This is a genomic window from Pseudomonas sp. RL_5y_Pfl2_73 (genome assembly GCF_963970515.1).
GTDB lineage: Bacteria > Pseudomonadota > Gammaproteobacteria > Pseudomonadales > Pseudomonadaceae > Aquipseudomonas.
On sequence record NZ_CAXAPD010000011.1, the window covers coordinates 149,338 to 173,382 of the forward strand.

20 protein-coding genes are annotated in these 24,045 nt (G+C 59.4%); 10 read left to right on the forward strand and 10 right to left on the reverse strand.

The genetic code is table 11. From position 1 onward, the window contains the following. Nucleotides 1-109 precede the first annotated feature (109 nt). Complete coding sequence (locus tag AACY42_RS13340; RefSeq protein ID WP_339479895.1) at nucleotides 110-502, reverse strand: glutamine synthetase; 393 nt, start codon at nucleotides 500-502, stop codon at nucleotides 110-112. Between the two features lie 144 nt (nucleotides 503-646). On the opposite strand from AACY42_RS13340, the gene zigA reads away from it, so the two are divergent. Together zigA and AACY42_RS13350 are read left to right on the forward strand one after the other, a co-directional pair. Further along, nucleotides 647-1,855, forward strand: a complete 1,209-nt coding sequence (zigA, locus tag AACY42_RS13345; RefSeq protein ID WP_339479897.1) for a zinc metallochaperone GTPase ZigA — start codon at nucleotides 647-649, stop codon at nucleotides 1,853-1,855. Then, complete coding sequence (locus tag AACY42_RS13350) at nucleotides 1,855-2,505, forward strand: DUF1826 domain-containing protein (protein ID WP_339479899.1); 651 nt, start codon at nucleotides 1,855-1,857, stop codon at nucleotides 2,503-2,505. Before zigA ends, AACY42_RS13350 begins: the two co-directional genes overlap by 1 nt. On the opposite strand, the gene AACY42_RS13355 is transcribed toward AACY42_RS13350, so the two are convergent. Continuing rightward, a complete protein-coding gene (locus AACY42_RS13355) occupies nucleotides 2,502-2,855 on the reverse strand; it encodes an NADH:ubiquinone oxidoreductase (protein WP_339479901.1) in 354 nt (117 codons plus the stop codon). The genes AACY42_RS13350 and AACY42_RS13355 overlap by 4 nt on opposite strands. Before the next feature lie 27 nt (nucleotides 2,856-2,882). Here AACY42_RS13355 and AACY42_RS13360 point away from each other — a divergent pair, with 27 nt between their 5' ends. After that, nucleotides 2,883-3,848: a CobW family GTP-binding protein gene (locus tag AACY42_RS13360; RefSeq protein ID WP_339479903.1), complete on the forward strand. Its 966-nt coding sequence runs from the start codon at nucleotides 2,883-2,885 to the stop codon at nucleotides 3,846-3,848. A gap of 12 nt (nucleotides 3,849-3,860) precedes the next feature. Here AACY42_RS13360 and AACY42_RS13365 read toward each other — a convergent pair whose 3' ends face one another. Beyond that, nucleotides 3,861-4,283, reverse strand: a complete 423-nt coding sequence (locus tag AACY42_RS13365; RefSeq protein ID WP_339479905.1) for a DUF3301 domain-containing protein — start codon at nucleotides 4,281-4,283, stop codon at nucleotides 3,861-3,863. A gap of 119 nt (nucleotides 4,284-4,402) precedes the next feature. Between AACY42_RS13365 and pdxY the strand changes: the two genes are divergently transcribed. Beyond that, nucleotides 4,403-5,275 carry a pyridoxal kinase PdxY gene (gene pdxY / locus AACY42_RS13370; RefSeq protein WP_339479907.1) on the forward strand — a complete coding sequence of 291 codons (873 nt, stop codon included), beginning with the start codon at nucleotides 4,403-4,405 and terminating at the stop codon, nucleotides 5,273-5,275. A gap of 106 nt (nucleotides 5,276-5,381) precedes the next feature. Here the strand turns inward: pdxY and AACY42_RS13375 are convergent, their stop codons facing one another. Next, on the reverse strand, nucleotides 5,382-5,867 hold the full coding sequence (locus AACY42_RS13375) for an acyl-CoA thioesterase (protein WP_339479947.1): 486 nt from the start codon (nucleotides 5,865-5,867) through the stop codon (nucleotides 5,382-5,384). Nucleotides 5,868-6,146: 279 nt separating this feature from the next. Between AACY42_RS13375 and AACY42_RS13380 the strand changes: the two genes are divergently transcribed. Beyond that, nucleotides 6,147-7,910: a cation:proton antiporter gene (locus tag AACY42_RS13380; protein ID WP_339479908.1), complete on the forward strand. Its 1,764-nt coding sequence runs from the start codon at nucleotides 6,147-6,149 to the stop codon at nucleotides 7,908-7,910. A gap of 13 nt (nucleotides 7,911-7,923) precedes the next feature. On the opposite strand, the gene AACY42_RS13385 is transcribed toward AACY42_RS13380, so the two are convergent. The 3 genes from AACY42_RS13385 to uvrD all read right to left on the reverse strand — a co-directional run bounded on the left by AACY42_RS13385 (nucleotide 7,924) and on the right by uvrD (nucleotide 11,842). Next, a complete protein-coding gene (locus AACY42_RS13385; protein WP_003187120.1) occupies nucleotides 7,924-8,331 on the reverse strand; it encodes an SMI1/KNR4 family protein in 408 nt (135 codons plus the stop codon). 139 nt (nucleotides 8,332-8,470) lie between these two features. Continuing rightward, nucleotides 8,471-9,346: a Tim44 domain-containing protein gene (locus tag AACY42_RS13390; RefSeq protein ID WP_339479910.1), complete on the reverse strand. Its 876-nt coding sequence runs from the start codon at nucleotides 9,344-9,346 to the stop codon at nucleotides 8,471-8,473. Between the two features lie 312 nt (nucleotides 9,347-9,658). Further along, on the reverse strand, nucleotides 9,659-11,842 hold the full coding sequence (gene uvrD / locus AACY42_RS13395) for a DNA helicase II (protein ID WP_339479911.1): 2,184 nt from the start codon (nucleotides 11,840-11,842) through the stop codon (nucleotides 9,659-9,661). A gap of 260 nt (nucleotides 11,843-12,102) precedes the next feature. On the opposite strand from uvrD, the gene AACY42_RS13400 reads away from it, so the two are divergent. Next, entirely contained in the window at nucleotides 12,103-14,976 is a 2,874-nt protein-coding gene (locus AACY42_RS13400) for a putative bifunctional diguanylate cyclase/phosphodiesterase (RefSeq protein ID WP_339479912.1), read from the forward strand. 69 nt (nucleotides 14,977-15,045) lie between these two features. Here the strand turns inward: AACY42_RS13400 and AACY42_RS13405 are convergent, their stop codons facing one another. After that, a complete protein-coding gene (locus tag AACY42_RS13405; protein WP_339479913.1) occupies nucleotides 15,046-15,360 on the reverse strand; it encodes a hypothetical protein in 315 nt (104 codons plus the stop codon). A gap of 440 nt (nucleotides 15,361-15,800) precedes the next feature. Between AACY42_RS13405 and hexR the strand changes: the two genes are divergently transcribed. Then, complete coding sequence (gene hexR / locus AACY42_RS13410) at nucleotides 15,801-16,667, forward strand: transcriptional regulator HexR (RefSeq protein WP_003187110.1); 867 nt, start codon at nucleotides 15,801-15,803, stop codon at nucleotides 16,665-16,667. A 354-nt stretch (nucleotides 16,668-17,021) separates the two neighbouring features. Further along, a complete protein-coding gene (locus AACY42_RS13415) occupies nucleotides 17,022-17,231 on the forward strand; it encodes a PA3496 family putative envelope integrity protein (protein ID WP_339479914.1) in 210 nt (69 codons plus the stop codon). Here the strand turns inward: AACY42_RS13415 and AACY42_RS13420 are convergent. Next, nucleotides 17,173-18,135: a LysR family transcriptional regulator gene (locus tag AACY42_RS13420; protein WP_339479916.1), complete on the reverse strand. Its 963-nt coding sequence runs from the start codon at nucleotides 18,133-18,135 to the stop codon at nucleotides 17,173-17,175. The two genes, AACY42_RS13415 and AACY42_RS13420, sit on opposite strands and share 59 nt — an antisense overlap. 187 nt (nucleotides 18,136-18,322) lie before the next feature. Between AACY42_RS13420 and AACY42_RS13425 the strand changes: the two genes are divergently transcribed. Both AACY42_RS13425 and oadA read left to right on the forward strand, forming a co-directional pair. Next, nucleotides 18,323-19,738 (forward strand): acetyl-CoA carboxylase biotin carboxylase subunit, encoded by a 1,416-nt coding sequence (locus AACY42_RS13425; RefSeq protein ID WP_003187105.1) that lies wholly within the window; start codon nucleotides 18,323-18,325, stop codon nucleotides 19,736-19,738. 12 nt (nucleotides 19,739-19,750) lie between these two features. Continuing rightward, nucleotides 19,751-21,559, forward strand: coding sequence for a sodium-extruding oxaloacetate decarboxylase subunit alpha (oadA, locus tag AACY42_RS13430; RefSeq protein ID WP_339479917.1), 1,809 nt, complete (start codon nucleotides 19,751-19,753; stop codon nucleotides 21,557-21,559). Nucleotides 21,560-21,622: 63 nt separating this feature from the next. Here oadA and AACY42_RS13435 read toward each other — a convergent pair whose 3' ends face one another. After that, nucleotides 21,623-23,728, reverse strand: coding sequence for an autotransporter outer membrane beta-barrel domain-containing protein (locus AACY42_RS13435; RefSeq protein WP_339479918.1), 2,106 nt, complete (start codon nucleotides 23,726-23,728; stop codon nucleotides 21,623-21,625). Nucleotides 23,729-24,045: the final 317 nt, after the last annotated feature.

The following is a 24,045-nucleotide window of genomic DNA, read 5'->3' on the forward strand; positions in this document are numbered from 1 at the left end:
GTCCATCGAAGGTTAAAAATTAGATGTTATAGTATAACGACTAATTTAAAGAAACCTTTTCCATGAAGGGCGTTTCATCTCCCCAAGCGTCCATGTTCCACGTGAAACATCAGCGCGATGAGTCCTGACAACCGTTCAGGCGTCCGCATACAAATACGCCCGCACTACCACCAGAACTCGAAAAACGATTGAGGCTCGTCCAACCCACACGCCGGCTGTATCCGACCCAACTTTCTCCATCCGATGCCAAGCCAGTAAAAAAAGTGAGCTGACCGTAACGGCTATTGGTTTGCGCCCAATAACGACGACTGGCCGCTTCAAATCCTCGCAAATAAATGGTGTTTCCCGCCGCTGCGACGCTGTAGGCATTGCCCTGAATGTCCACGCACGCCAGCAAATTTGCACTGCGGGTGCAGGTCGCCAGGAGCGGGCTTTGGGCCGACGCGCTTAACACCCACAGCAGCAACGGGCTCGCCAATACGAATTTCAGATGATTGCGCATGGAGTGATCTCAAACCATGAAGGGCGTCGGGGCTGGTTGAATTGTGTTGTTATACTATAACATAAAAAGCACCATGCCCCTGAACCTAGTCAAACCCTGAAAACGAGCCGTAGTCGAAGCGGCCGCCCGATGAGGATATACCTGATGCCCAATCGTCTTCCCGTGACCGTTCTTTCCGGATTTCTCGGTGCCGGTAAAAGCACGCTGCTCAACCATGTTCTGCGTAATCGCGACAATCTGCGAGTTGCGGTGATCGTCAACGATATGAGCGAGATCAACATCGATGGCGGCGAAGTCCAGCGAGATGTCACCTTGAGTCGTTCCGAAGAAAAACTGGTGGAAATGAGCAACGGCTGCATTTGCTGCACGTTGCGCGAGGACCTGCTCGAAGAAGTCGGGCAACTCGCCAGGGAAGGGCGTTTCGATTATTTGTTGATCGAATCCACAGGCATTTCTGAACCGTTGCCAGTGGCAGAAACCTTCACTTTTCGTGACGAAGAAGGCCGAAGCCTGGCCGATGTTGCGCGGCTCGACACCATGGTGACGGTAGTCGATGGGGTGAATTTCCTGCTGGACTACCAGGCCGCTGAAAGCCTTGCGTCACGGGGTGAAACCCTGGGGGAGGACGATGAACGCTCGATCACCGACCTGCTGATCGAACAGATCGAGTTTGCCGACGTGATTTTGATCAGCAAAATCGACCTGATCAGCCAGCATGATCGGGAAGAGTTGACCGTGATTCTGCAGCGCCTCAACGCCCAGGCGCAGATCCTCCCCATGGTCATGGGACAGGTGCCGCTGAGCACAATCCTCGACACAGGCCTTTTCGACTTCGAACGCGCCGCCCAGGCCCCTGGCTGGCTACAGGAACTGCGTGGGGAGCACGTCCCAGAAACCGAGGAATATGGCATCGCCTCCACCGCCTATCGGGCTCATCGGCCGTTTCATCCCGAGCGGTTTTTCAATTTTATCGACCGTCCATGGCTCAATGGCAAACTCCTGCGCTCCAAGGGTTCCTTCTGGTTGGCCAGCAAACCTGAGGAGGCGGGCAGTTGGTCCCAGGCCGGAGGCTTGATGCGGCATGGCTTCGCCGGGCGCTGGTGGCGATTCGTGCCGAAAAACCAATGGCCGCAAGATGAGGAAAGTACAGCGGCGATCATGAAGAACTGGCTTGCTGCCACAGGCGATTGCCGTCAGGAGCTGGTCTTCATTGGTCAGGACATCGACTTCGGCCAGCTCACCGCCGAACTGGACGCTTGCCTGCTCACCGATGCGGAGATGGCGCTCGGTGTTGAAAATTGGCGGTTGTTGCCGGATCCGTTCGGCTCGTGGCATGACGAGGTCGCGGCGTGATGCTGGCGTCCAGTCTAAAAAGGGCAGCGCAGGCACGCCAGGTCCAAGGTGATACGCCAGGGGTATTTACGCAGATCCTGGACGACGGCACTAACCTGGCGGTCTGGCAGCGGCAGCTTCCTGCACACATCAGCGACTTTGCGTCCATGGTGCTGGCGATGGACCAACCGCTGGCCGAATCACGGGTGCTCGACTTGCCAGCAGAAGACACCCTGCCAGCGCTGCGAGGCCTGGCCGCAGGCTTTAGCGATCTGCAAGGCTATGAAGGCTTTATCGCTGATGTCTCCTGGCTGGTCAGTGCGTTTGCCTGCCTGTTGGGTGCCCAACGTGTTGGCCTGCGCCTGCGCGCGCTGGACAAGGCGATGTGCCCGCGCTTTCACGTTGACCACGTGCCGGTGCGGCTGCTGACCACCTATGCGGGCGTTGGCAGCCAGTGGCTCGAGGAAGGTGCAATGGACCGTCGACGACTTGCCGAGCCTGAGGCTGAACCCAGTGATCCGCGCGTGATCCAGCAGTTTCGTTGCGGCGATGTGGGTTTGCTTAAAGGCGAAAAATGGCACGGTAACGAAGGCCTTGGCCTGATCCATCGATCACCGGAGCCTGCGCTGGGACAGCGTCGATTGATTCTCACGCTGGATTGGCTGGCTTAAGGCTTGAGCCAGGTGCCCTGGCTTTGCCCTTCGCAAAATGGCCGCAGATAAGCGGCATCGGTCGCCACGCCGTAATAGTGAATATCCTGGTGGTAAGGCATATTGGCGACCTGGGCGTTGCTGCAAACGCCGAACGCGCCGCCAGGGCAATGATCGACGTATTGCACTTCGACTTTCTGGCCGGCAAGGTTTGGCTGGCAGAAACCATCGGCAAACAGCTTCTGCGGGATGTTGCGGTTCTGTTGGCAGACTTTCACATCCAGCCGTTCCGCCTGGCTGTGAACCACACAAGCCTGGGCCAGAGCCTGGTTCGACGTCAGTGCCAGTAACAACCAGCCGATCATTCGCATGTTCACCTCCATCGAAAGCCGTCGATTATGTTGCAGCACATTCCCACCCATGTCATCGCCGGTCCCTTGGGTGCCGGCAAGACCAGCCTGATCAGGCATCTGCTGGCCCAGCGCCCGGCCAATGAGCGTTGGGCGGTGCTGATCAATGAGTTCGGTCAGATCGGCCTGGATGCCGCGCTGCTGACCCAGGCCGGCGATGGTATCGCACTGGGCGAAGTGGCCGGTGGCTGCTTGTGCTGCGTCAACGGCGCGCCGTTTCAGATCGGTCTTGGGCGTTTGCTGCGCAAGGCCCGGCCGGATCGGCTGTTCATCGAACCCTCGGGCCTGGGTCATCCCGCACAGTTGCTTCGGCAACTGTGCGAAGCGCCATGGCTCGGCGTGCTAGCGGTGCAACCCTGTGTGTTGGTGTTGGATGCCCGGGCGATGGTGGACGGCAAGCCTATACCCGACGCGCAGCGACAGACCCTGGCGGATGCCGGACTGCTGGTGCTGAACAAGTCCGAGACCCTCACACAAGCCGATCGCCAACGACTGACGGCGCAACTCTCAGGACGTGCGTTGTACTGGACACAACAGGCTGCGTTGCCGATCGAGCAATTGCCTGGCCTTGCAACTCGGGGCAGCGGGGCTGTGGATAACTTGAAGCTGCCCAAGAGCCTGGGGCAGGTACCGGCCATTTGGTCCGAGCCGACGCTGCCGATTTGCTTGTATCAGCAGCAGGAAGGTGGCTGGAGTATTGGTTGGCGCTGGCACCCAAGCCAGCAATTCGACGCAGCGGCACTGACGCGATGGCTGCAAGGCCAGGATTGGAGGCGGGCGAAGATGGTTATCCGCAGTGTCGACGGCTGGGTTTCAGCCAATGCGCTGGAGGGGACGGCACTGGGCTGGCAAGCCAGTGAGTGGCGCCAGGATTCTCGGATCGAGCTGATTTTCGATCAGCGGCAAGACGTTGATCGCCTGCAAGCCGGGTTGGCGACTTGTCGGTGTTGCTGAGTCAGCCCTGTTTCAAGGCTTCCATTTGTTGTGTTCCTGGCGCCACTGGCTCAACTCGATGACTTCAGCCCTGGGCCTGGTTTGGACCGGTTCAATGGAGGGGGTCGGTGTTTCTTCGAAGGGCATCGGGTAGGGCGCCAGTTCGATGTGCGCGCTGTGGGCGCCAAACTGGGTGATGGTGCCTGAATGGCGGCTTTCACCGGTGACGGTGAATTCGAAGGTGTAGACGCGTGCCAGCCGTCGTCGTCCGCTGGCGTCCTTCACAAAACCGAGTTTTTTCAGCGCCACGTTGCCGTCCAGCAACTCGATCTTGAGGTTGGTGCAATGCTGCATGACCCTCGCCAACGCCCGTTCGCGCAAGCCATGGTTGTGCCACAGCCAGGCACCGCCGGTAGCCAGCAGCATCAGCACGAAAATGTTTCCAAGGGTCAGCATGAACTAAGTGCTCCAACAAGTTGCTGCCAGCTTAACTGCCTCGCCGGTCTGTCGTACAGGCTGCGTTTAGTCGCATACTGCGCGGCTTGAATTTCAATCGTTTTACGGAAACTTCCCGCATGAAACGTACGCCTCATCTGCTTGCCATTCAGTCCCACGTGGTGTTCGGTCACGCTGGCAATAGCGCCGCAGTGTTTGCGATGCAGCGGGTCGGAGTGAACGTTTGGCCGCTCAATACCGTGCAGTTTTCCAATCACACCCAGTATGGTCAATGGGCCGGTGAAGTGCTTGCGCCAGAGCAGATACCGGCATTGGTAGAAGGCATTGCGGCGATCGGTGAGCTGGGTCATTGCGATGCGGTGTTGTCCGGCTACCTGGGTAGCGCGGCTCAGGGGCGGGCGATTCTGACGGGCGTGGCGCGGATCAAGGCTGCCAATCCCAAGGCGCTGTACCTCTGTGACCCGGTCATGGGACATCCAGAGAAGGGCTGCATCGTGGCGCCCGAGGTGAGTGAGTTTCTCCTGGAAGAAGCCGCTGCCGTGGCGGACCTCATGTGCCCGAACCAACTGGAGCTGGACAGTTTTTCGGGACGCAAGGCGCAGTCCTTGCTCGACTGCCTGGCCATGGCCCGGGCGTTGCTGGCCCGTGGACCGAAGGCGGTGCTGGTCAAGCACCTGGTCTACCCTGGCAAGCCCGATGACAGCTTCGAAATGCTACTGGTGACTGCCGACGGTAGCTGGCACCTGCGCCGTCCACTGCTGGCTTTCCCACGTCATCCGGTGGGCGTGGGTGACCTGACCTCGGGGTTGTTCCTGGCGCGGATACTGTTAGGGGACAGCCTGGTGGCGGCCCTGGAATTCACTGCCGCGGCGGTGCATGAAGTGCTGCTGGAAACCCAGGCCTGCACCAGCTATGAGCTGGAACTGGTCCGCGCCCAGGACCGGATCGCCCATCCACGGGTACGGTTCGAGGCAGTGCCGATCAGTATTTGATCAAACAGCGCCAATCCATGTGTGCGAGCCTGCTCGCGATAGCGGTGTGACAGGCTGGATAATGCTGTCATCGCGAGCAGGCTCCCACATTTGTTTCTGTGGCCGATTAAGGCCCGTCTGCCTTGATGTCCTGGTAACGCTTTTCCAGCTCCTGGCGAATCTGCCGGCGCTGCTGGGCTTGTTCGTAGCGGCGCTTTGCTTCGCTGTTTTGCGGCTGTAAGGGCGGCACGGCTGCGGGTTTACGTTGGTCATCCACCGCTACCATGGTGAAGAAGCAACTGTTGGTGTGGCGCACCGAGCGTTCGCGAATGTTCTCGGTCACGACTTTGATGCCCACTTCCATCGACGTGTTGCCGGTGTAGTTCACCGATGCCAGGAAGGTCACCAGCTCACCGACATGAATCGGCTCACGGAAGATGACCTGGTCAACCGACAGGGTCACCACGTAGCGCCCGGCATAGCGGCTGGCGCAGGCGTAGGCGACTTCGTCGAGGTATTTGAGCAAGGTGCCGCCATGGACATTGCCAGAGAAGTTGGCCATATCGGGGGTCATCAATACCGTCATCGACAGCTGGGCGTTTCCGGGTTCCATAACGTACTCACGGTTCAAGGCAGTCATTCGGGAGTGCACCTCTGCGGGTGCTGGGCAGTGGCCTGCGAACAGGTCACCAGGTTTTAAAAGCCACCGATATCGGGACGCTGCACCTGTGGTTGCCGTCACGCGCCGATGGATCTGTTTCCATATATTGCATCGTCTTTTTGTCGGAAGTCGCGGTGTTACCCTTCAAAAACCCGTTGCGAGGGCAATTCCTACAGAGGAAATGGATTTCTCCAACTCTGCAGTGAGCCATTTTGAACAGGGAGCCCCGACATGCATGCCATCAGCTTCATTCAGGACTTGGCAATTATCATGATGGCAGCGGGGCTGGTGACCTTACTCTTTCATCGTTTCAAGCAGCCGGTGGTATTGGGCTATATCGTGGCCGGCTTCATCATCGGCCCGCATACGCCACCGTTCGGTTTTATCCACGACGAAGACACAATCAAGACCCTGGCCGAGCTCGGGGTGATCTTCCTGATGTTTTGCCTGGGCCTGGAGTTCAGCCTGCGCAAACTGTTCAAGGTCGGGGCCACGGCCTTCATCGCGGCGTTCCTCGAAATCGTGCTGATGATCTGGATCGGCTATGAAATCGGCCGCTGGTTCGAGTGGAGCACCATGGACTCGCTGTTCCTCGGCGCGATCCTGGCCATTTCCTCCACCACTATCATCGTCAAGGCTCTCAACGACCTGAAGATGAAGAACGAACGCTTCGCCCAGCTGATTTTCGGGGTGTTGATCGTCGAGGACATCCTCGGTATTGGCATCATCGCCTTGCTGTCGAGCATTGCCGTCAGCGGCACCGTGAGCTCTGGCGAGGTGTTTTCCACGGTGGGCAAGTTGTCGTTGTTCATGATCGTCGCGTTGGTCGTCGGCATTCTGCTGGTGCCAAGGGTACTGGCCTACGTGGCGAAGTTCGACAGCAACGAAATGCTGCTGATTACCGTGTTGGGTTTGTGTTTCGGCTTCTGCCTGCTGGTGGTGAAGCTGGAGTACAGCATGGTGCTCGGGGCGTTCCTGATCGGTGCGATCATGGCCGAGTCCCGGCAACTGCTGAAAATAGAGCGGCTGGTGGAGCCGGTGCGCGATCTGTTCTGCGCGATTTTCTTCGTCGCCATCGGGCTGATGCTCGACCCTGCGATATTGCTGCAGCACGCCTGGCCGATTGCGGTGATCACGGGTGCAGTTGTAGTTGGCAAGATGCTGTCCTGCGGCCTCGGTGCCTTTATCGCCGGCAACGACGGACGCACCTCGCTGCGCGTTGGGATGGGCCTTTCGCAGATCGGCGAATTTTCCTTCATCATCGCGTCGTTGGGGATGACCCTGCAGGTCACCAGCGATTTCCTATATCCGGTTGCGGTCGCCGTCTCGGTGTTGACCACACTGCTGACACCGTACCTGATCCGGGCCGCCGACCCGCTGTCCGTCAAGTTGGCGACGGTCATGCCGCAACGGTTGACGCGGGTGCTGGGGATGTATGGCGAATGGCTGCGCAGCATCCAGCCCCACGGCGAAGGGGCGATGGTGGCGCAGATGGTCCGGCGGATTGTGCTGCAGGTTGGAGTCAACCTGGCGCTGGTCATCGCGATTTTTGTTTCGAGCGGTTATTTCGCCGAGCGGATATCGGCTTACCTGCAAGTATGGATAAGCGACCCGAGCTGGCAGAAAGCATTGATCTGGGGCGGGGCGTTGTTGCTGTCGCTACCGTTCCTGATCGCCGCCTATCGCAAGCTCAAGGCACTGTCGATGCTGTTGGCGGAGATGAGCGTGAAACCGGAAATGGCTGGTCGCCATACCCAGCGCGTGCGTCGGGTGATTGCCGAAGTGATCCCGATTCTCTCGCTGTTGGTGATTTTCCTGCTATTGGCAGCGTTGTCGGCCAGCATTCTGCCGACCAACAAGTTGCTCGTGCTGATCGCCGTGGTGGCGGCTGCCGTAGCGGCACTGCTATGGCGCTGGTTCATCCGCCTGCATACGCGGATGCAGGTGGCCTTGCTTGAAACCCTGGACAACCACAAGGACTCGTCCGGGCACTGAGCGGCGGTGGGGCTCAGCTTTCCAGCCAGACGTCCCGGGCCCAGTGCCAGACCGACTCCCAGGTCTCTTCGGCGATCAGTTCTTCTTCGGCCTGCCACAGCACCACAGTGCCGTCTTCTTCGACGCAATAATAATCGTCGCCGTCCTGGCAGATCGGGATCAGGCTGCGGTCGACGCCGGCATCCCAGGCATTGGCGGCCACATCCGGCAGGTAGGTGTGGGACTGTGGATCGGTGACGGTCACCGGTTCCAGGCTGCCATAGACGACATCGCTGACGGTCAGCAAAAATTCCCTGAAGACGAATGGGATATCGATGAACAGCTGCTCTTCGATCTCTACCAGCAAGTCTTCGTCGGGCAACTCCAGCGGGACCGGTACGGGCTCGTTGGCTTCACGCAATTGTTCGATTATTTCTTCCACGTCCGGGATCCTCTTTCTCGATGGCGCGGTTTGATATGGAGCGGTTTATACAGTAGCTCGCTATAGATGCAACTGCGAAATAGAAAACCCCGGCCTGAGCCGGGGTTCTTTTATTTCAACATGCAAAACGGGCAAAGGTTCAACCGTTCTGGCGGATACCGGCCACCAGCCAAGGCTGGTCATCGCCCTGGGCACGTTCCATGTTCCAGCTTTCGCTGAACGCTTCGCCCTTGTCGAAGCGAGAGTCCTTCGACACACCGCTGAAGGTCAGGGTGGCGATGGTCTTGTCGGCGCGATCGTCGACGCCGTCCAGTTGCACGTTCAGATTGTCGATGTAGGTGGACTGGAAGCCATCGCCCAGTTCGGCCCGCTCGCGCTTGAGGAACTCCAGCAGCTGTGGGGTCACGAATTCGGAGATCTTGTCCATTTCGTTCGCATCCCAATGTTGCTGCAGGGACATGAAATGGTTGCGCGCGGCTTCGACGAAGCGGCCTTCGTTGAACCAGGCTGGCGCATTGATGACCGGACGGACGGCAGCAGGCGCTGCCGAACCGCCGAAGATCGAGCCACCGGCAGGTTGCTGGTTTAACTCTTCCCGTTGCATCGATGCGTGGCCGGCCGGCGCCAATTGCTCCTGCTGCTTGCGACGACGGGCGGCAATGAAGCGAAAGGCCAGGAAGGCGATGACCGCCATGATCAGGATGTCGAAGATCTGCATGCCCTGGAAGCCGTCGCCCATGAACATGGAGGCGAGCAGGCCACCGGCGGCGATGCCGGCCAGGGGACCGAGCCAGCGCGAAGCACCACTGGCCTTGGTGGCAGCACCTGCGGCACCGGCCGCACCTGCGCTGGCAGCGGTAGAGCCGGCGGCAGAGGACGGCGCCATCTGGCTGGTCTGGTGAGTTGGGGCCGCGCCCGAACTTTTACCACCGCCAAAACGCTTGGCAGCATTGGCGTCGATGGCCATCGTCAGGCCAATGCACAGCGCCATGGCGATGCTAAGAAAACGTTTCATATAAAGGCATTCCCATCTGTGGATAGCACGCGGGTCATGTTGCACAGCTGAACTGTTGCTGGCTAGCGACAGAGTGTTTCGGGTTTTTGCGTGACAGCTTAGGTTCAGCTTCGGCTGTGCAAGAAGGCTTGCTCGCTTTGGGCTGTAGGAAAAGTAAATAAGTTCGGTCGGAAACTAATATGGGATAGGAAGAGATATCTGTGAGAGCAAGGCTTGCCCGCGATAGCGATCTGTCTGACGCATCTGTGTCGAATGTGCCACCGCCTCGCGGGCAAGCCTTGCTCCCACAGCAAGGTGCTTCATACGAAATCTTTAGATCGCTTCGAGCTTGGCATACCCCAGCATCAGCCACTTGCTGCCTTCGCTGAAGTTCACCTGCACCCGCGCCTGGGCGCCAGCGCCCTCGAAGTTGAGGATCACGCCATCGCCGAATACCGAATGCCGTACGGTCTGGCCGAGGCTGAAGCCGGTCTCAGGGATGTCGCTGCCGCCGAACAGGCTGCTGGTGCTTTGCTGCTGGCCGCCACCGAACGGACGGCTGACGCTGTTGGACAGTCGCACTTCCTGGATCAGACCCTTCGGTACTTCACGTACGAAGCGTGACACTTTGTTGTAGGTCTCGCTGCCATACAAACGTCGGGTTTCGGCGTAGGTCAGCACCAGATTCTGCATGGCGCGGGTGATACCGACGTAGGCCAGGCGCCGTTCTTCCTCCAGGCGTCCCGGTTCTTCCAGGCTCATCTTGTGGGGGAACAGGCCTTCTTCCATGCCCACGAGGAACACGTAGGGGAATTCCAGACCCTTGGCGCTGTGCAGGGTCATCAGCTGGATGCTGTCTTCGTGTTCGTCGGCCTGGGTGTCACCGGCCTCCAGGGAAGCGTGACCCAGGAAGGCCGATAGCGGCGACAGGGCTTCGTCTTCTTCGGTGCTTTCGAAGTTGCGCGCGGCGCTGACCAGCTCCTCGAGGTTTTCCACCCGGGCCTGGCCTTTCTCGCCTTTTTCCGCTTCGTGGTAGGCGATCAGGCCGGACTGCTCGATGACGGTCTGAGTCATCAAGTGTATAGGCATGTCCCCGCACTTGGCGGCCAGGTCTTCAATCAGGTCCATGAAGGCCTTCAGGGCGCCAGCGGCGCGACCGGCCATGCCTTTGTTGGCGACCAGTTGGTGCATGGCTTCCCACATGGATACGTGGCTGTGGCGCGCGTGATCGCGAATCGCCTCGACGGTTTTCTCACCGATGCCCCGCGTCGGCACGTTGATCACCCGCTCCAGGGCCGCGTCGTTGCCGCGACCTTCGATCAGGCGCAGGTAGGCCATGGCGTTCTTGATTTCAGCTCGCTCGAAGAAGCGCTGGCCGCCGTAGATGCGGTAGGGGATCCGTTCGCGCAGCAACGCCTCTTCCAGCACCCGCGACTGGGCGTTGGAACGGTACAGGATGGCGATGTCGCTGCGGGCCAGGCCGGTTTTCAGCGCGCTTTCGATGGTTTCCACCACGTAGCGGGCTTCGTCGTGTTCGTTGAAGGCGGCGTAGAGGTTGATTGCTTCGCCTTCGCCACCGTCGGTCCACAATTCCTTGCCCAGGCGCCCGGTGTTGTTGGCGATCAGGGCGTTGGCGGCCTTGAGGATACCGGCGGTGGAGCGGTAGTTCTGTTCCAGGCGGATGACTTCGGTGTCGGGAAAGTCCGTCGAGTACTGGTGGATGTTCTCGATTTTGGCGCCGCGCCAGCCGTAGATCGACTGGTCGTCGTCACCCACCACCATCAGGCTGTCACCGCCCTTGGCGAGCAGGCGCAACCAGGCGTATTGCACGGCGTTGGTGTCCTGGAATTCGTCCACCAATACATGCCGGAAGCGCTTCTGGTAATGGGCCAGCAGGCCTGGGTGGTCGCGCCACAGGTCCAGCGCCCGTAGCAGCAGCTCGGAGAAGTCGATGACGCCGGCACGCTGGCACGCCGCCTCATAGGCTTCATAGATGCTGCGCATGGTCGCCAGGAACAGGTCGCCGCTGGCCTGGATGTGCTGCGGGCGCAGGCCTTCGTCTTTTTGGCCGTTGATGAACCATTGGGCCTGGCGGGCGGGCCAGCGCTGTTCGTCCAGGCCCAGCTCGCGGATCACCCGCTTGACCAGGCGTTGCTGGTCGTCGCTGTCGAGGATCTGGAAGGTCTGGCTCAGCCCGGCCTCCTGCCAATGCGCCCGCAACAAGCGGTGCGCCAGGCCGTGGAACGTGCCGACCCACATGCCGGCGGGGTTGATGCCCATCAGTTGTTCGATGCGATGGCGCATCTCGGCCGCGGCCTTGTTGGTGAATGTCACCGACAGGATCGAATGGGGAGAGGCGTTCTCGACCTGGATCAACCAGGCGATACGATGCACCAGCACTCGGGTTTTACCGGAGCCGGCACCGGCCAGGACCAACTGACGACCCACGGAGGCTGCTACGGCCTGGCGTTGGGCATCGTTGAGGGAGTTCAGCAGAAGGGAGAGGTCATCGCGCATCGGGGCATTCTAGGGTGCGACGCGACCCCGGGCAAACCGAGCTTTGCATCAGCCGATAAAAGACCGCTTGAGGATGACCGGCGGGTCATAGACTACAGGTATTGGCGGGGCCCGCTTCGAAGAGGCGCCACCCAATGAAATAGCGACTTGTTCCGCATTTTTATGAGCTGGGGCAGTGTGGGATGGCCCATGGCTTGTGTATGCTCGGTGCTTGTTTCAGGTTCTCCATGCTCCACTGAATAAGAACAAGAATAGTGCCAATGACCCTCAATTCCGATCCGGTGGGCCCCTGTGTGGAGCCGCGGGTCATCTGCAAGCAGTACGCCATGGAGATGGCGGTCGAGCGCACACGTCTGCTGTATCAAGGCTCGCTGCTGCCCACGCTGTTCATGTTGCTCAATGGTCTGGTCTGCGCCGCGCTGTTATGGGAGCCGCGGCGCTATTTCCTGGTCAGCGTCTGGCTGGTCTGGTTGTTGTCGCTGGTGGCGTTGCGGGTGATCCAGGTGGCGGCTTTCGATTCGGCGATGCCGGGCCGCCAGGCACACCCGATCTGGTTGCGTATGTTTTTGCTGGGCTCCGCGATGACCGGTCTGACGCTGGCTGGGGCCGGTATCGCGCTGGTCCCGGCTGACAGTTTCCAACAACAGGCCTGGGTGTTCGGCCTGATTGGCGCGGCAGCCCTGTCCGCCAGTGTGGCCTACGCGGTGAGTCTTCCCGCCTTCCTGTCCTTTACCTTGCCCTGCCTGTTACCGGCCATCGGCTACCTCTTCTGGGGCGGCGATGAGCAGCAACGCGGGTGGGGCTGGCTTGGGCTGATCGTGTTGGTCTCGCTGAGCGTGGTGGCCTGGCAAGTCAACCGCTTGATCCAACGCAGCCTGTTGCGACGCTTCCAGAACCAGGCGCTAATCGAGCATCTGCAGCAAGCACAAACCCGCAGCGCCCAGCTCAACGACGCGCTGGCCCGGGAGGTCGAACAACGCCGTTCTGCCGAGGAAAAACTGCGAGCGGCCCAGATTGGCCTGGAGGCGCGGGTCGCGCAGCGCAGTCTTGAACTGGAGGTCGCCAGCCAGGCCTTGAGCAAAAGCGAGGCGCGCCTGGCCCTGGCGCTCAAGGCCAGTGAGCTGGGGTTGTGGGATTGGAACCTGCAGACTGACGAAGTTCATCACACACAACTCAAGGAACTGTTCGGCCTGGAGCCCGAATACATCACGGCGATGCTCACTCACCTCACTCCGCGCCTGCACCCGCAAGACCTGCCGGCGCTCAAGCGAGCCTTGGTCGAACACCTCAAGGGTCGCAGCGAGGATTACCAGATCGAATACCGCGTGCGCCACGGCGATGGCCACTGGGTCTGGATCGAAGACCGCGGCCGGGCCGTGGAACGCAGCGTGAGCGGCCGGGTGCTGCGTATGGTCGGCACCCGGCGAGACATCAGCACCCACAAGGAGCTTGAGCAGCAACGGCAACTGGCGGCCACAGTGTTCGAAGCCGCCAGTGAAGGTATCGTGATTTTCGACCCTCACTACGTGCTTCTCGCTGCCAATCAGGCGTTCACGCGGGTCACCGGTTTCAATATCGATGACATGCTTGGGCGCAACGTGGTGGACCTGCCGTGCAGTCGCGACGCGCGCCGGCATTACCCCATCATTCGCCAAGCGCTCAAGCAGCATGGCACCTGGCAGGGGGAGTTGGTGGAGGCGCGGGCCAACGGCGAGTTGTATCCGCAATGGCTGCAATTGAACGTCGTGCGCGATGCTCGGGGAAATGTCAGTCATATCGTGGGTTTCTTCGCCGATCTTTCGGCGCGACGCGAATCCGAAGAACGGATGCGCTATCTGACCCATTACGATGAATTGACCGGGCTGGCTAATCGCTCGCTGTTTCGCGAGCGCCTGCACGAAGCTCACCAGCGTGTGCGCCAGGGTGGACGGCGCAGCCTGGCGTTGCTGCATATCAACCTGGACCGTTTCAAATTGCTCAACGACAGCCTCGGCCATGACATCGCCGACCAGTTGTTGCAGAAAATGGCACGACGCCTGATCAATGCGCTCCCCGAGGCGGACACCATCGCCCGGCTATCGGGCGATGAGTTTGCGGTGTTGTTCGATGCCTATGGCAACCTTTCGAGCCTGGCGCGCGTGGCCACTCGGCTGGCCGCCAAACTGCGTGTGCCACTGACCATAGAAGGCCATGAACTGGTGCTCAGTGCCTCGATCGGCATCAGTCTGTTGCCCGACAACACGCGGGAAGTTGCCATGCTGGTCAGCCAGGCGAACATGGCCATGCAACATGCCAAGCATTTGGGGGGCAACAATTTCCAGTTCTACACCGACAGCCTCCAGGCCAGCACGCTGGAGCGTCTGCAGTTGGAGAATCAGTTGCGCAAGGCCTTGGAAGAGCACCAACTGAAGGTTTTTTATCAGCCAAAACTGTGTTTGGCGACTGGTCGCCTGAACGCCGCCGAGGCGTTGGTGCGTTGGGATCATCCGGCCATGGGCCGGGTGCCGCCGGGGGATTTTATCGGCCTGGCCGAAGAGACCGGGTTGATTGGGCCGATTGGCGAGTTCGTATTGCGCCAGGCTTGTTGGCAGGCATGCGAATGGCAGCGTCAGGGGCTCGCGCCAATCAGGGTGTCCGTCAATCTGTCGGTGCATCAATTGCGTCAGGGCAAGCTGGTCAGCCTGGTGCGGCAGGTACTGGAAGAAACCGGTCTGGCCCCTCAATACCTGGAACTGGAGCTCACCGAGAGCCAGTTGCTCGACAGCGTGGAACACATTATCGCCACGTTCCAGCAATTGCGTGACCTTGGGGTCAAGCTGGCGATCGATGATTTCGGTACCGGCTACTCATCCCTGAGTTACCTCAAGCGCATCCCGGTGGATTACGTGAAGATCGACCAGGCGTTCATTCGTGGGTTAGGTGAGGGCAGCGTGGATGTGGCAATTACCCGGGCAATCATTGCAATGGCGCATGGGTTGTCGCTCAAGGTCGTGGCCGAAGGCGTTGAGCGGCAGGAGCAACTCGAATTCCTCAGGAATGAACGTTGCGATGAGGTTCAAGGGTATCTGATCAGCCGGCCGGTGGAGGCTGACGGGTTGGCTGGGTTGTTGCGGGCGCAACACCTGGGTGAATGAGCCTGGACCACGAGGAAAACTTCCCGTCAGGCAACGACGTCGTCTGACGGGAAGTTATGGGGTCTACACTTAGTTAGTTACTAGCACTTCATCGATGTGGTGCAGTAACTGGCCTTCGAAAAAAATACTGACGCCAGTGACACTGGAGTCGCCCAGCGCTTTATACTCAACGAGCTTGTTTGTCAGTGCCGGCAGTGAAATTCCGTTGGATTGTTCAAGTTTCAACTCCAGTCGCAGATTAAGAGACTTGTCTTGTAGGTCGCTGCGTACCAGCGTGGGGGTAACGCCGCTATTGGCCACGGTGACGGTGCCAAAGGTGCGGAAAGATACGGCGCCTGGCATGCGGTCGATTTGTGCGGTCCAGTCTTTAGTCGTGATTTTCATGGTAGTAACTCCTGTAGTTAAGTTGATTGCGTCCTGCGGGAATCAATATATCTATTTCGCCCTGATAGTGTTTGCTCAATTGCTGTTGGTGTTGTAAGGAGAAATGATATTTCGATGGATTACTTGGTTTTGTCTTGATGTCTACTGTCTATTATTGCGGGATATATGTTGGCGGGGAGCAAGTTATTGGGTGATTGGCCAGTGACCTATAAACGATTTTCCCCGGGTTAGAAGCTCAGGACAGGCCAGGAAACCAGCGGATCGGCAGCGTTGAGCGTTTGCGCTACGGCCACAAGCTGCTACATCGGGGGATCCTCGGCCAAAACAAAGGGGCGGCGAGGCAATCCAGTTACGTTTTGGACGGGCAAAAAGCCAATTCTTGTAGTATAACTACAAGCTTGCTACATCCCGGCACCTGCCCATAACAAGAGTCCAGCCCCTTGAACCTGTTGCAACACATCGCCCAGTCACGCCACTTGCTACGCAAGTCGGAGCTGAAAGTCGCCGATCACGTACTGCTTGATCCTGCGGCCGTGATGCATAGCTCCATGGCCGATCTTGCCCACAGCGTCGGCATCAGCGAACCGACCATCGTGCGTTTCTGCCGGGCCATCGGTTGCTCGGGTTTCCAGGACCTGAAACTCAAGCTGGCGCAAAGCTTGGCCGCCGGCGCGAGCTTCGGTCAGTTTGCGATCCACGAAGACGATTCAGTGGCCGACTACAGCCTGAAAATCTTCGACACGACCCTGCATACCCTAATGGAGGTTCGCGAGAAGCTCGACCCAGTGGCGTTGCAAAAAGCCGTCACGGCCATGTCCCAGGCCCAGCGTGTCGAGTTTTATGGCTTCGGCGCCTCGGGCGCGGTGGCGGCCGATGCCCAGCACAAGTTCTTCCGGTTACTGCTGACGGCAGCGGCCTATTCCGACCCGCACATGCAGGCCATGTCAGCGGTGACCTTGAAACCCACCGACGTGGCGATCTGCATTTCCCAATCGGGGCGATCCAAGGACTTGCTGATCACCGCGAACCTAGTGCGCGAAAGTGGTGCCTCGCTGATCACCTTGTGCCCGAGCCAGACGCCATTGGCAGAACTGTCCACGGTGAACCTGGCCATCGACGTGCATGAAGACACTGAGATCTACACGCCGTTGACCTCGCGCATCGCCCACCTGGTGGTGATCGACGTGCTGGCAATGGGTGTCGCCATGGCCCGCGGGCCAAGCCTGGTCAACCACCTCAAGAGCGTGAAGCGCAGCCTTCGCAGCCTGCGGCTGTCGCCCAAGTCGGTGAAGGCGTTGGACGACTGATCGGGTCGCTTCGACTCTTTGTCGAGGAAGCTTTTGTGGCGAGGGAGTGCTTGCGCTCGGTTGCGGTAGGAGCTGCCGAAGGCTGCGATCTTTTGATCTTTCGATCTTTCGATCTTTCGCTTGAGATTCAGGTGTTTGGGGAAAGATCGCAGCCTCGTTGCACTCGACAGCTCCTACACAGCTTCTACGCGGTTCCAGCGCGGTTCCAAGGCGGTTCCTATGGTTCGGCGGGAGCAAGCATCTTCGCAGCAGGTGGCGGCTGCCCAAATTCATCGTCTTGTAATCTTCGCGCCGCTAAACCGTCATCCCGCGCCGTCATCGTAAAGCTCCCGTATACGTCTTGGGAGTCTCGACATGACCCAGTCCTACGAAGAACGCAGCGCCGTCAAAACCCGTCGTCAGCAGGAAGACCAGCGCCGTATGGCGTTCCGTCGTGCCATCGAAGACCGCTATGAACAGCGCCAGCTCCTGGCCGACATCAGCGAATTTCCTGGCACGGCAGAGTTCAATTACTGGCAGGCAACGCCGGAGGCTTCCCGTCGAAACGCTCAACCAGGCCGATGATTTGAGCGCGCTCACCGCGAACAAATGCCAAGAAGGCGTGAGCCACCGGTGACAGGCGTTTGGCCTTGGCCTGCACCAGGCACCAACTGCGGTACAGCGGCAACTCCTCCACCGGCAATTCGATGAGTGCGCCGGACGACAATTCTCGGCTCACGGCGTGGCGCGTCAACAGTGCCACGCCCAGTGCGGCCACCACGCACTCGCGTTGGGCCTCCGCCGACGCCACCTCCAGTGTCTGGGTGAAATGCACCCGTTTCTCCTTGAAATACTCCTCGCAGGCCAGTCGCGTGCCGGACCCCGGCTCGCGCAACAGCAGGGTATAGGGCTCCAGGTCCTGCAAGCGCAGCGGGCCCATGTGGCACAGCGGATGATCGGGCGGCGCCACGGCGACGATTGGATTGTTGAGAAATGGCAGGAACTCCAGGCCCATGTCCTGAGGCACCATGGACATGATCACCAGGTCGTCACGGTTGTCCGAGAGCCGGCGGATGACCTGGCCGCGATTGACCACCGTGAGGTTCAGGTTGACCTCCGGATGCTGGCGCTTGAACGCGGCGAACAGGTGCGGGACGAAGTACTTGGCGCTCGACTCCACCGCCAGTTTCAATTGGCCTTGCAGCGAACCCTGCATATCCGAGAGCTGCATATCGAGGTTTTCCAGGCGTCCGAAGATGTCCCGGCTGGCACGTTGCAGGGCTTCGGCGGCTTCGGTCATGTAGAGTTTTTTGCCCACATACTCGAATAACGGTTGGCCAATCAGCTCTTCCAGGGAACGAATCTGTAGGCTAACGGCCGGTTGTGTGAGAGACATTTCGTCAGCTGCACGGCTGTAGGACCTCAGGTCGCACACCTCGTTGAAAATCTGCAATTGACGCAATGTCATACGCATCAATGACTTACGCATTATTTAAGCACCCTGGGCCGAGACGGATAGCGCAACTATAAGTCTTTGCTTATGCACGACCCAATAAATATTCATTTTTGTTAATCGACAGCCAGGACTAGTGTGGGGCTGCGACCAATTGTTACATCTGGTCACGCGTCGGCCTGGACCCCAGGCCGTGGTATCACCGGCTCAAGGGAACCTCCAATTGATAACAAAGATCCTGATCGCCAACCGTGGTGAAATTGCCGTCCGCATCGTGCGCGCTTGCGCCGAGATGGGCATTCGCTCGGTCGCGGTCTATTCCGACGCGGACCGCCATGCGTTGCATGTCAAGCGTGCGGACGAGGCCCACAGCATTGGCGCCGATCCGCTGGCCGGCTATCTGAACCCGCGCAAACTGGTGAACCTGGCGGTGGAAACCGGCTGTGATGCCTTGCACCCCGGCTACGGTTTTCTCTCGGAAAACGCCGAACTGGCAGACATCTGCGCCGAACGCGGAATCAAATTCATTGGCCCCTCGGCAGAAGTCATTCGCCGCATGGGCGACAAGACCGAAGCGCGCCGCAGCATGATCAAGGCCGGTGTGCCGGTCACGCCGGGCACCGAAGGCAACGTGGCGGGCATTGAAGAAGCGCTGACCGAAGGCGATCGGATCGGTTACCCGGTGATGCTCAAGGCAACGTCCGGCGGCGGCGGTCGTGGTATCCGTCGCTGCAACAGCCGCGAAGAACTCGAACAGGCTTTCCCACGGGTCATTTCCGAAGCCACCAAGGCATTCGGTTCGGCGGAAGTGTTTCTGGAAAAGTGCATCGTCAATCCCAAGCACATCGAAGCGCAGATCCTGGGCGACAGTTTCGGCAACGTGGTGCACCTGTTCGAACGTGACTGCTCGATCCAGCGACGCAACCAGAAGCTGATTGAAATTGCCCCGAGCCCGCAGCTGACCCCCGAGCAGCGCGCCTACATCGGCGACCTGTCGGTGCGCGCCGCCAAGGCCGTGGGCTACGAGAATGCCGGCACCGTGGAGTTCCTGCTCGCCGAAGGCGAGGTGTACTTCATGGAGATGAACACCCGGGTGCAGGTGGAACACACCATCACCGAAGAAATCACCGGCATCGACATCGTTCGCGAACAGATCCGCATCGCCTCCGGGTTGCCGCTGTCGGTCAAGCAGGAAGACATCCAGCACCGTGGCTTTGCGTTGCAGTTCCGTATCAACGCCGAGGACCCGAAAAACAACTTCCTACCCAGCTTCGGCAAGATCACCCGCTATTACGCCCCTGGCGGCCCGGGCGTGCGCACCGACACGGCGATCTACACCGGCTACACCATTCCACCGTTCTACGACTCGATGTGCCTGAAACTGGTGGTCTGGGCGTTGACTTGGGAAGAAGCGATGGACCGTGGGCTGCGGGCCCTGGATGACATGCGCCTGCAGGGGGTCAAGACCACCGCCGCATATTACCAGGAGATTCTGCGCAATCCGGAATTCCGCAGTGGCCAGTTCAATACCAGCTTCGTTGAAAGCCACCCTGAACTGACCAACTACTCGATCAAGCGCAAACCCGAAGAGCTGGCCCTGGCCATCGCCGCCGCCATTGCCGCCCACGCAGGCCTGTAAGGAAATACAACCATGTCCAAGAAGATCTTTGTTACCGACACAATCCTGCGCGACGCCCACCAATCGCTGCTCGCCACGCGCATGCGCACCGAGGACATGCTGCCGATCTGCGACAAGCTCGACAAAGTCGGCTATTGGTCGCTGGAAGTCTGGGGCGGCGCGACATTCGACGCCTGCGTGCGCTTCCTGAAGGAGGACCCGTGGGAGCGTTTGCGCCAACTGCGCGCGGCGCTGCCCAACACTCGCCTGCAAATGCTGCTGCGCGGTCAGAATCTGTTGGGCTATCGCCATTACAGCGATGACGTGGTCAAGGCATTCGTAGCCAAGGCTGCGGTCAACGGCATCGATGTGTTCCGTATTTTCGATGCGATGAACGACGTGCGCAATCTGCGGGTCGCCATCGAGGCGGTGAAGGCCTCAGGCAAGCATGCCCAGGGCACCATCGCCTACACCACCAGCCCGGTGCACACCATCGACGCGTTCGTGGCCCAGGCCAAGCAGATGGAAGCCATGGGTTGCGACTCGGTGGCGATCAAGGACATGGCCGGTCTGCTGACCCCGTACGCCACTGGCGAACTGGTGAAAGCGCTGAAGAGCGAGCAATCGTTGCCGGTGTTCATCCACTCCCACGACACCGCTGGCCTGGCCGCGATGTGTCAGCTCAAGGCTGTCGAAAACGGCGCTGACCACATCGACACCGCGATCTCCAGCTTCGCCTGGGGCACCAGCCATCCGGGCACCGAATCGATGGTTGCGGCCCTTAAGGGCAGCGAATTCGACACCGGCCTGGACTTGGAACTGCTGCAGGAAATCGGCCTGTACTTCTACGCCGTGCGCAAGAAGTACCACCAGTTCGAAAGCGAGTTCACCGCGGTGGACACCCGCGTCCAAGTCAACCAGGTACCGGGCGGGATGATTTCCAACCTCGCCAACCAGTTGAAAGAGCAGGGCGCACTGAACCGGATGAGCGAAGTGCTGGCGGAGATCCCGCGCGTGCGCGAAGACCTCGGTTTCCCGCCGCTGGTGACCCCGACCTCGCAGATCGTCGGCACCCAGGCGTTCTTCAACGTGTTGGCCGGTGAGCGCTACAAAACCATCACCAACGAAGTGAAGCTCTATCTGCAGGGCGGCTACGGCAAGGCGCCAGGTTCGGTGAACGAGAAGCTGCGTCGCCAGGCCATCGGCAGTGAAGAGGTGATCGACGTGCGTCCGGCCGATTTGCTCAAGCCGGAAATGACCAAGCTGCGTGGCGAAATCGGTGCGCTGGCCAAGTCCGAAGAAGACGTACTGACCTATGCCATGTTCCCGGACATCGGTCGCAAGTTCCTCGAAGAACGCGAAGCCGGCACCCTGACTCCGGAAGTGCTGCTGCCCATCCCTGAGGCGGGCAGCGTGAGCTCGGCGGGCGGCGAAGGCGTGCCGACCGAATTCGTCATCGACGTTCACGGCGAAACCTACCGCGTCGACATCACCGGTGTGGGCGTGAAGGCCGAAGGCAAGCGTCACTTCTACCTGTCCATCGACGGCATGCCCGAAGAGGTCGTGTTCGAACCGCTCAATGAATTTGTCGGCGGCGGTGGCAGCAAGCGTAAGCAAGCCACTGCGCCGGGCCATGTCAGCACCACCATGCCGGGCAACATCGTCGATGTGCTGGTCAAGGAAGGCGATGTGGTGAAGGCCGGTCAAGCCGTGCTGATCACCGAAGCCATGAAGATGGAAACCGAAGTGCAGGCGGCCATCGCTGGCAAGGTCACCGCGATTCATGTGGCCAAGGGTGACCGGGTCAATCCGGGCGAGATCCTGATCGAGATCGAAGGCTGAGCTAACCGCCTCGATACAACGTTTTAACCTCGGGGGGGCATGTGCTCCCCTTTTTTTTGCCTGTCAGAACATCATTCGCCACTGGCCCATCAGTGCACCGTTGTGGTTGTCCTGGCCTGTTTCGCTGCGATAGTTCAGCCCCAGGGTATGCCGTGGTGAAACGGCCAGGTCCAGCCCCGCTTCCAGGAGCAGGCTGTCACGGTCTAGTTCGATACCTTCGACGGTATAGATGCCACTTCCGCTAGCCATACGCTGATGTGAGGTGCCCCTTACGTCGCCATACAGGTGCTTCCAGCCGACATCCAGTCGCGGCGTCAACCGCATGCCTCGGTCGAAAATCAAAGGACGGGCGAGGCGCAGGCCGAGGTCGCTGCTGTAGTGTTCTTGTGCCTGGCCGTTGTATTGCAACGCGGCGTCCCCACCTTTTTCGGTATAGGCATCGCGTCGATAGCGCTGGTAACCCACTTGGACATAGGGCTCGATATCGAAATGTCCAACATCCAGGTTGTAGCCGATCTGTCCAAAGACCTGCTGTGTCGTGGCATCGTAACGACCCTTCAAGCGATCCCTGAACCCATTGAAGGCAACGTGGCGCTTGGTGCTGCCGTCATGACTGCCATAGACAGCGCCCAGGCGCAGCGCCAGCGGCCCGTCCTGGCGCAAGGCATAGGCGCCCACGAGCCAACTGTCGAGTGCTCCGTCGAATTGATAGCTGTCCAGTCGTGTCTGGGTCTTGCTGCCGATGATGCCCAGTCGCCAAACGGGGCTGACGGCCCAGTCGGTTCCCAGCATCAGGCCTTTTGTCGAATGCTTGAGGGCAAAGCTGCCCAATTGCTTGGTGAGGCTGCCGCTGTTGCCGATGGCCTGGACCCAGACTTGGCCGTTGTCGTACCCATCCGCCGGATTTCTCCGGCTCATGGCCGAGAGCATTCCCGTGCTGATCGGCGTGACACTGCTCAAGGTGGCGTTGCCCAGATCCGCCGTGTCATAACCGCCCAGTTGGTCGATGGCATCGGCGGCGGTGGTCAGGTTGGTGCCGAGCAGGGCGTTGATGGCGGCGTTGGGTTTTTGGGCTGGCTTGACCGCTTGCGCCTGGACGACCGACTTGGGCTTGGCGCTGGCGGCTACTTTCAGCGGTTCGGTGGAATTGGACGGAGGGGGACTGGTTGGCGATTCAGTGACGGAAATTTGGGTTGTTGGTAATGCAAGGGCGGGGTCTGGCAGCGTTGGTTCGTCGTGCTGCGGTTTTAGGATACTGTCTAAAACTTGTTGGCTATTTTGAGTCGGCGTGATTCCAGGGCGCGCGACCTCTTTAAGTGTAAGGGTTAATTCTACTTGCGCTTCTGTGGTGTAGTCAGGTGTCGCTGCCATAAAGGCCAATTCGTTGATGACCGGCCCAAATTTACCATCGACTTTGCCCGCTTTTATCACGACATGTTTGCCCGCTCCGATGGATTCGCCCGGAACGGAAGTGATTTTCAACATCGCATTGCCTAACGTCGCTGTTCCACCCACCTTGATCGTGGCGCTGCCTTTCTCTGCATCGATACCGTAGACCAGCGTCGCGGTCTTGGAAAATTTGAGATCGTTGACGACCGAAGGAGCGCCCATTTCAGGGCCGACTTCCATCAAGCCCGCCACGTCCAGCGTGTCGACCGTCCCATTGCCGCGGAATGTCGCGTTCTCTCGAACATCCACGCGACTGGATACCGTTCCGGAGTTCACCAGGCGAGCGCCCGACTCGACAGAAACATTGCTCGCAACGGTCCCCTTGTTATTGAGTTCACCGAAAATCCCGACCTGTCCTTCTATATGGCCAGTGTTGATCAATCCGGTTGTCGGCTCGATCACTCCCCAGCCAGTGAAGCTCCCGGTGTGCTCCCATTCGCCTTTCGTGACGTGCATGGCCAGGAAATTACGGGTTTTACCCAATGTGGAGTGCGCGGCGTCGTCCAATCGCAACACATTGGTTCCGCCACCTCCATCAACCATCCCACCGAACGCACCCTTTGCGCTGACATTGACCAAGTCGTTAGTTTTGTTCAGTTTCATGGTGGTTTTGCGAGGTTTGTCGACATTGTGATGTTTGGTATCTGGAGCTTCTGCGAGCGCCTTGAGACGCTCCTGCAGCTGGGCAGTCGTGGGGATTTCGGCAGTTTGCTGAGCCATCGAAACCTCGGCACAGCCAAGTGCCAGAGCTATAGCAAGAGCGAGATGTTGGGGCAGGAATAAGTGTTGGGTAGGCATTGAGTGCGACCTGTGATGGAGAAGGTCGCACTTTAAAAATTTCACCCAGGGCGGCGATGCCAGCCATCTCCTCGCCGTGGGAAAGATTCGGCGGATGAAATTTGTAGGCTGCTCGTGCGGAGTTCAGGATGTCGGTTCGTTGGATTTCATAGTTCGAAGCTTTGCCCTACGGCCTGCTCGGACCTTTCTATTTGACCGGCATTCGACGGGGCAATCACTACCGCCGGATGCCTTGTTTA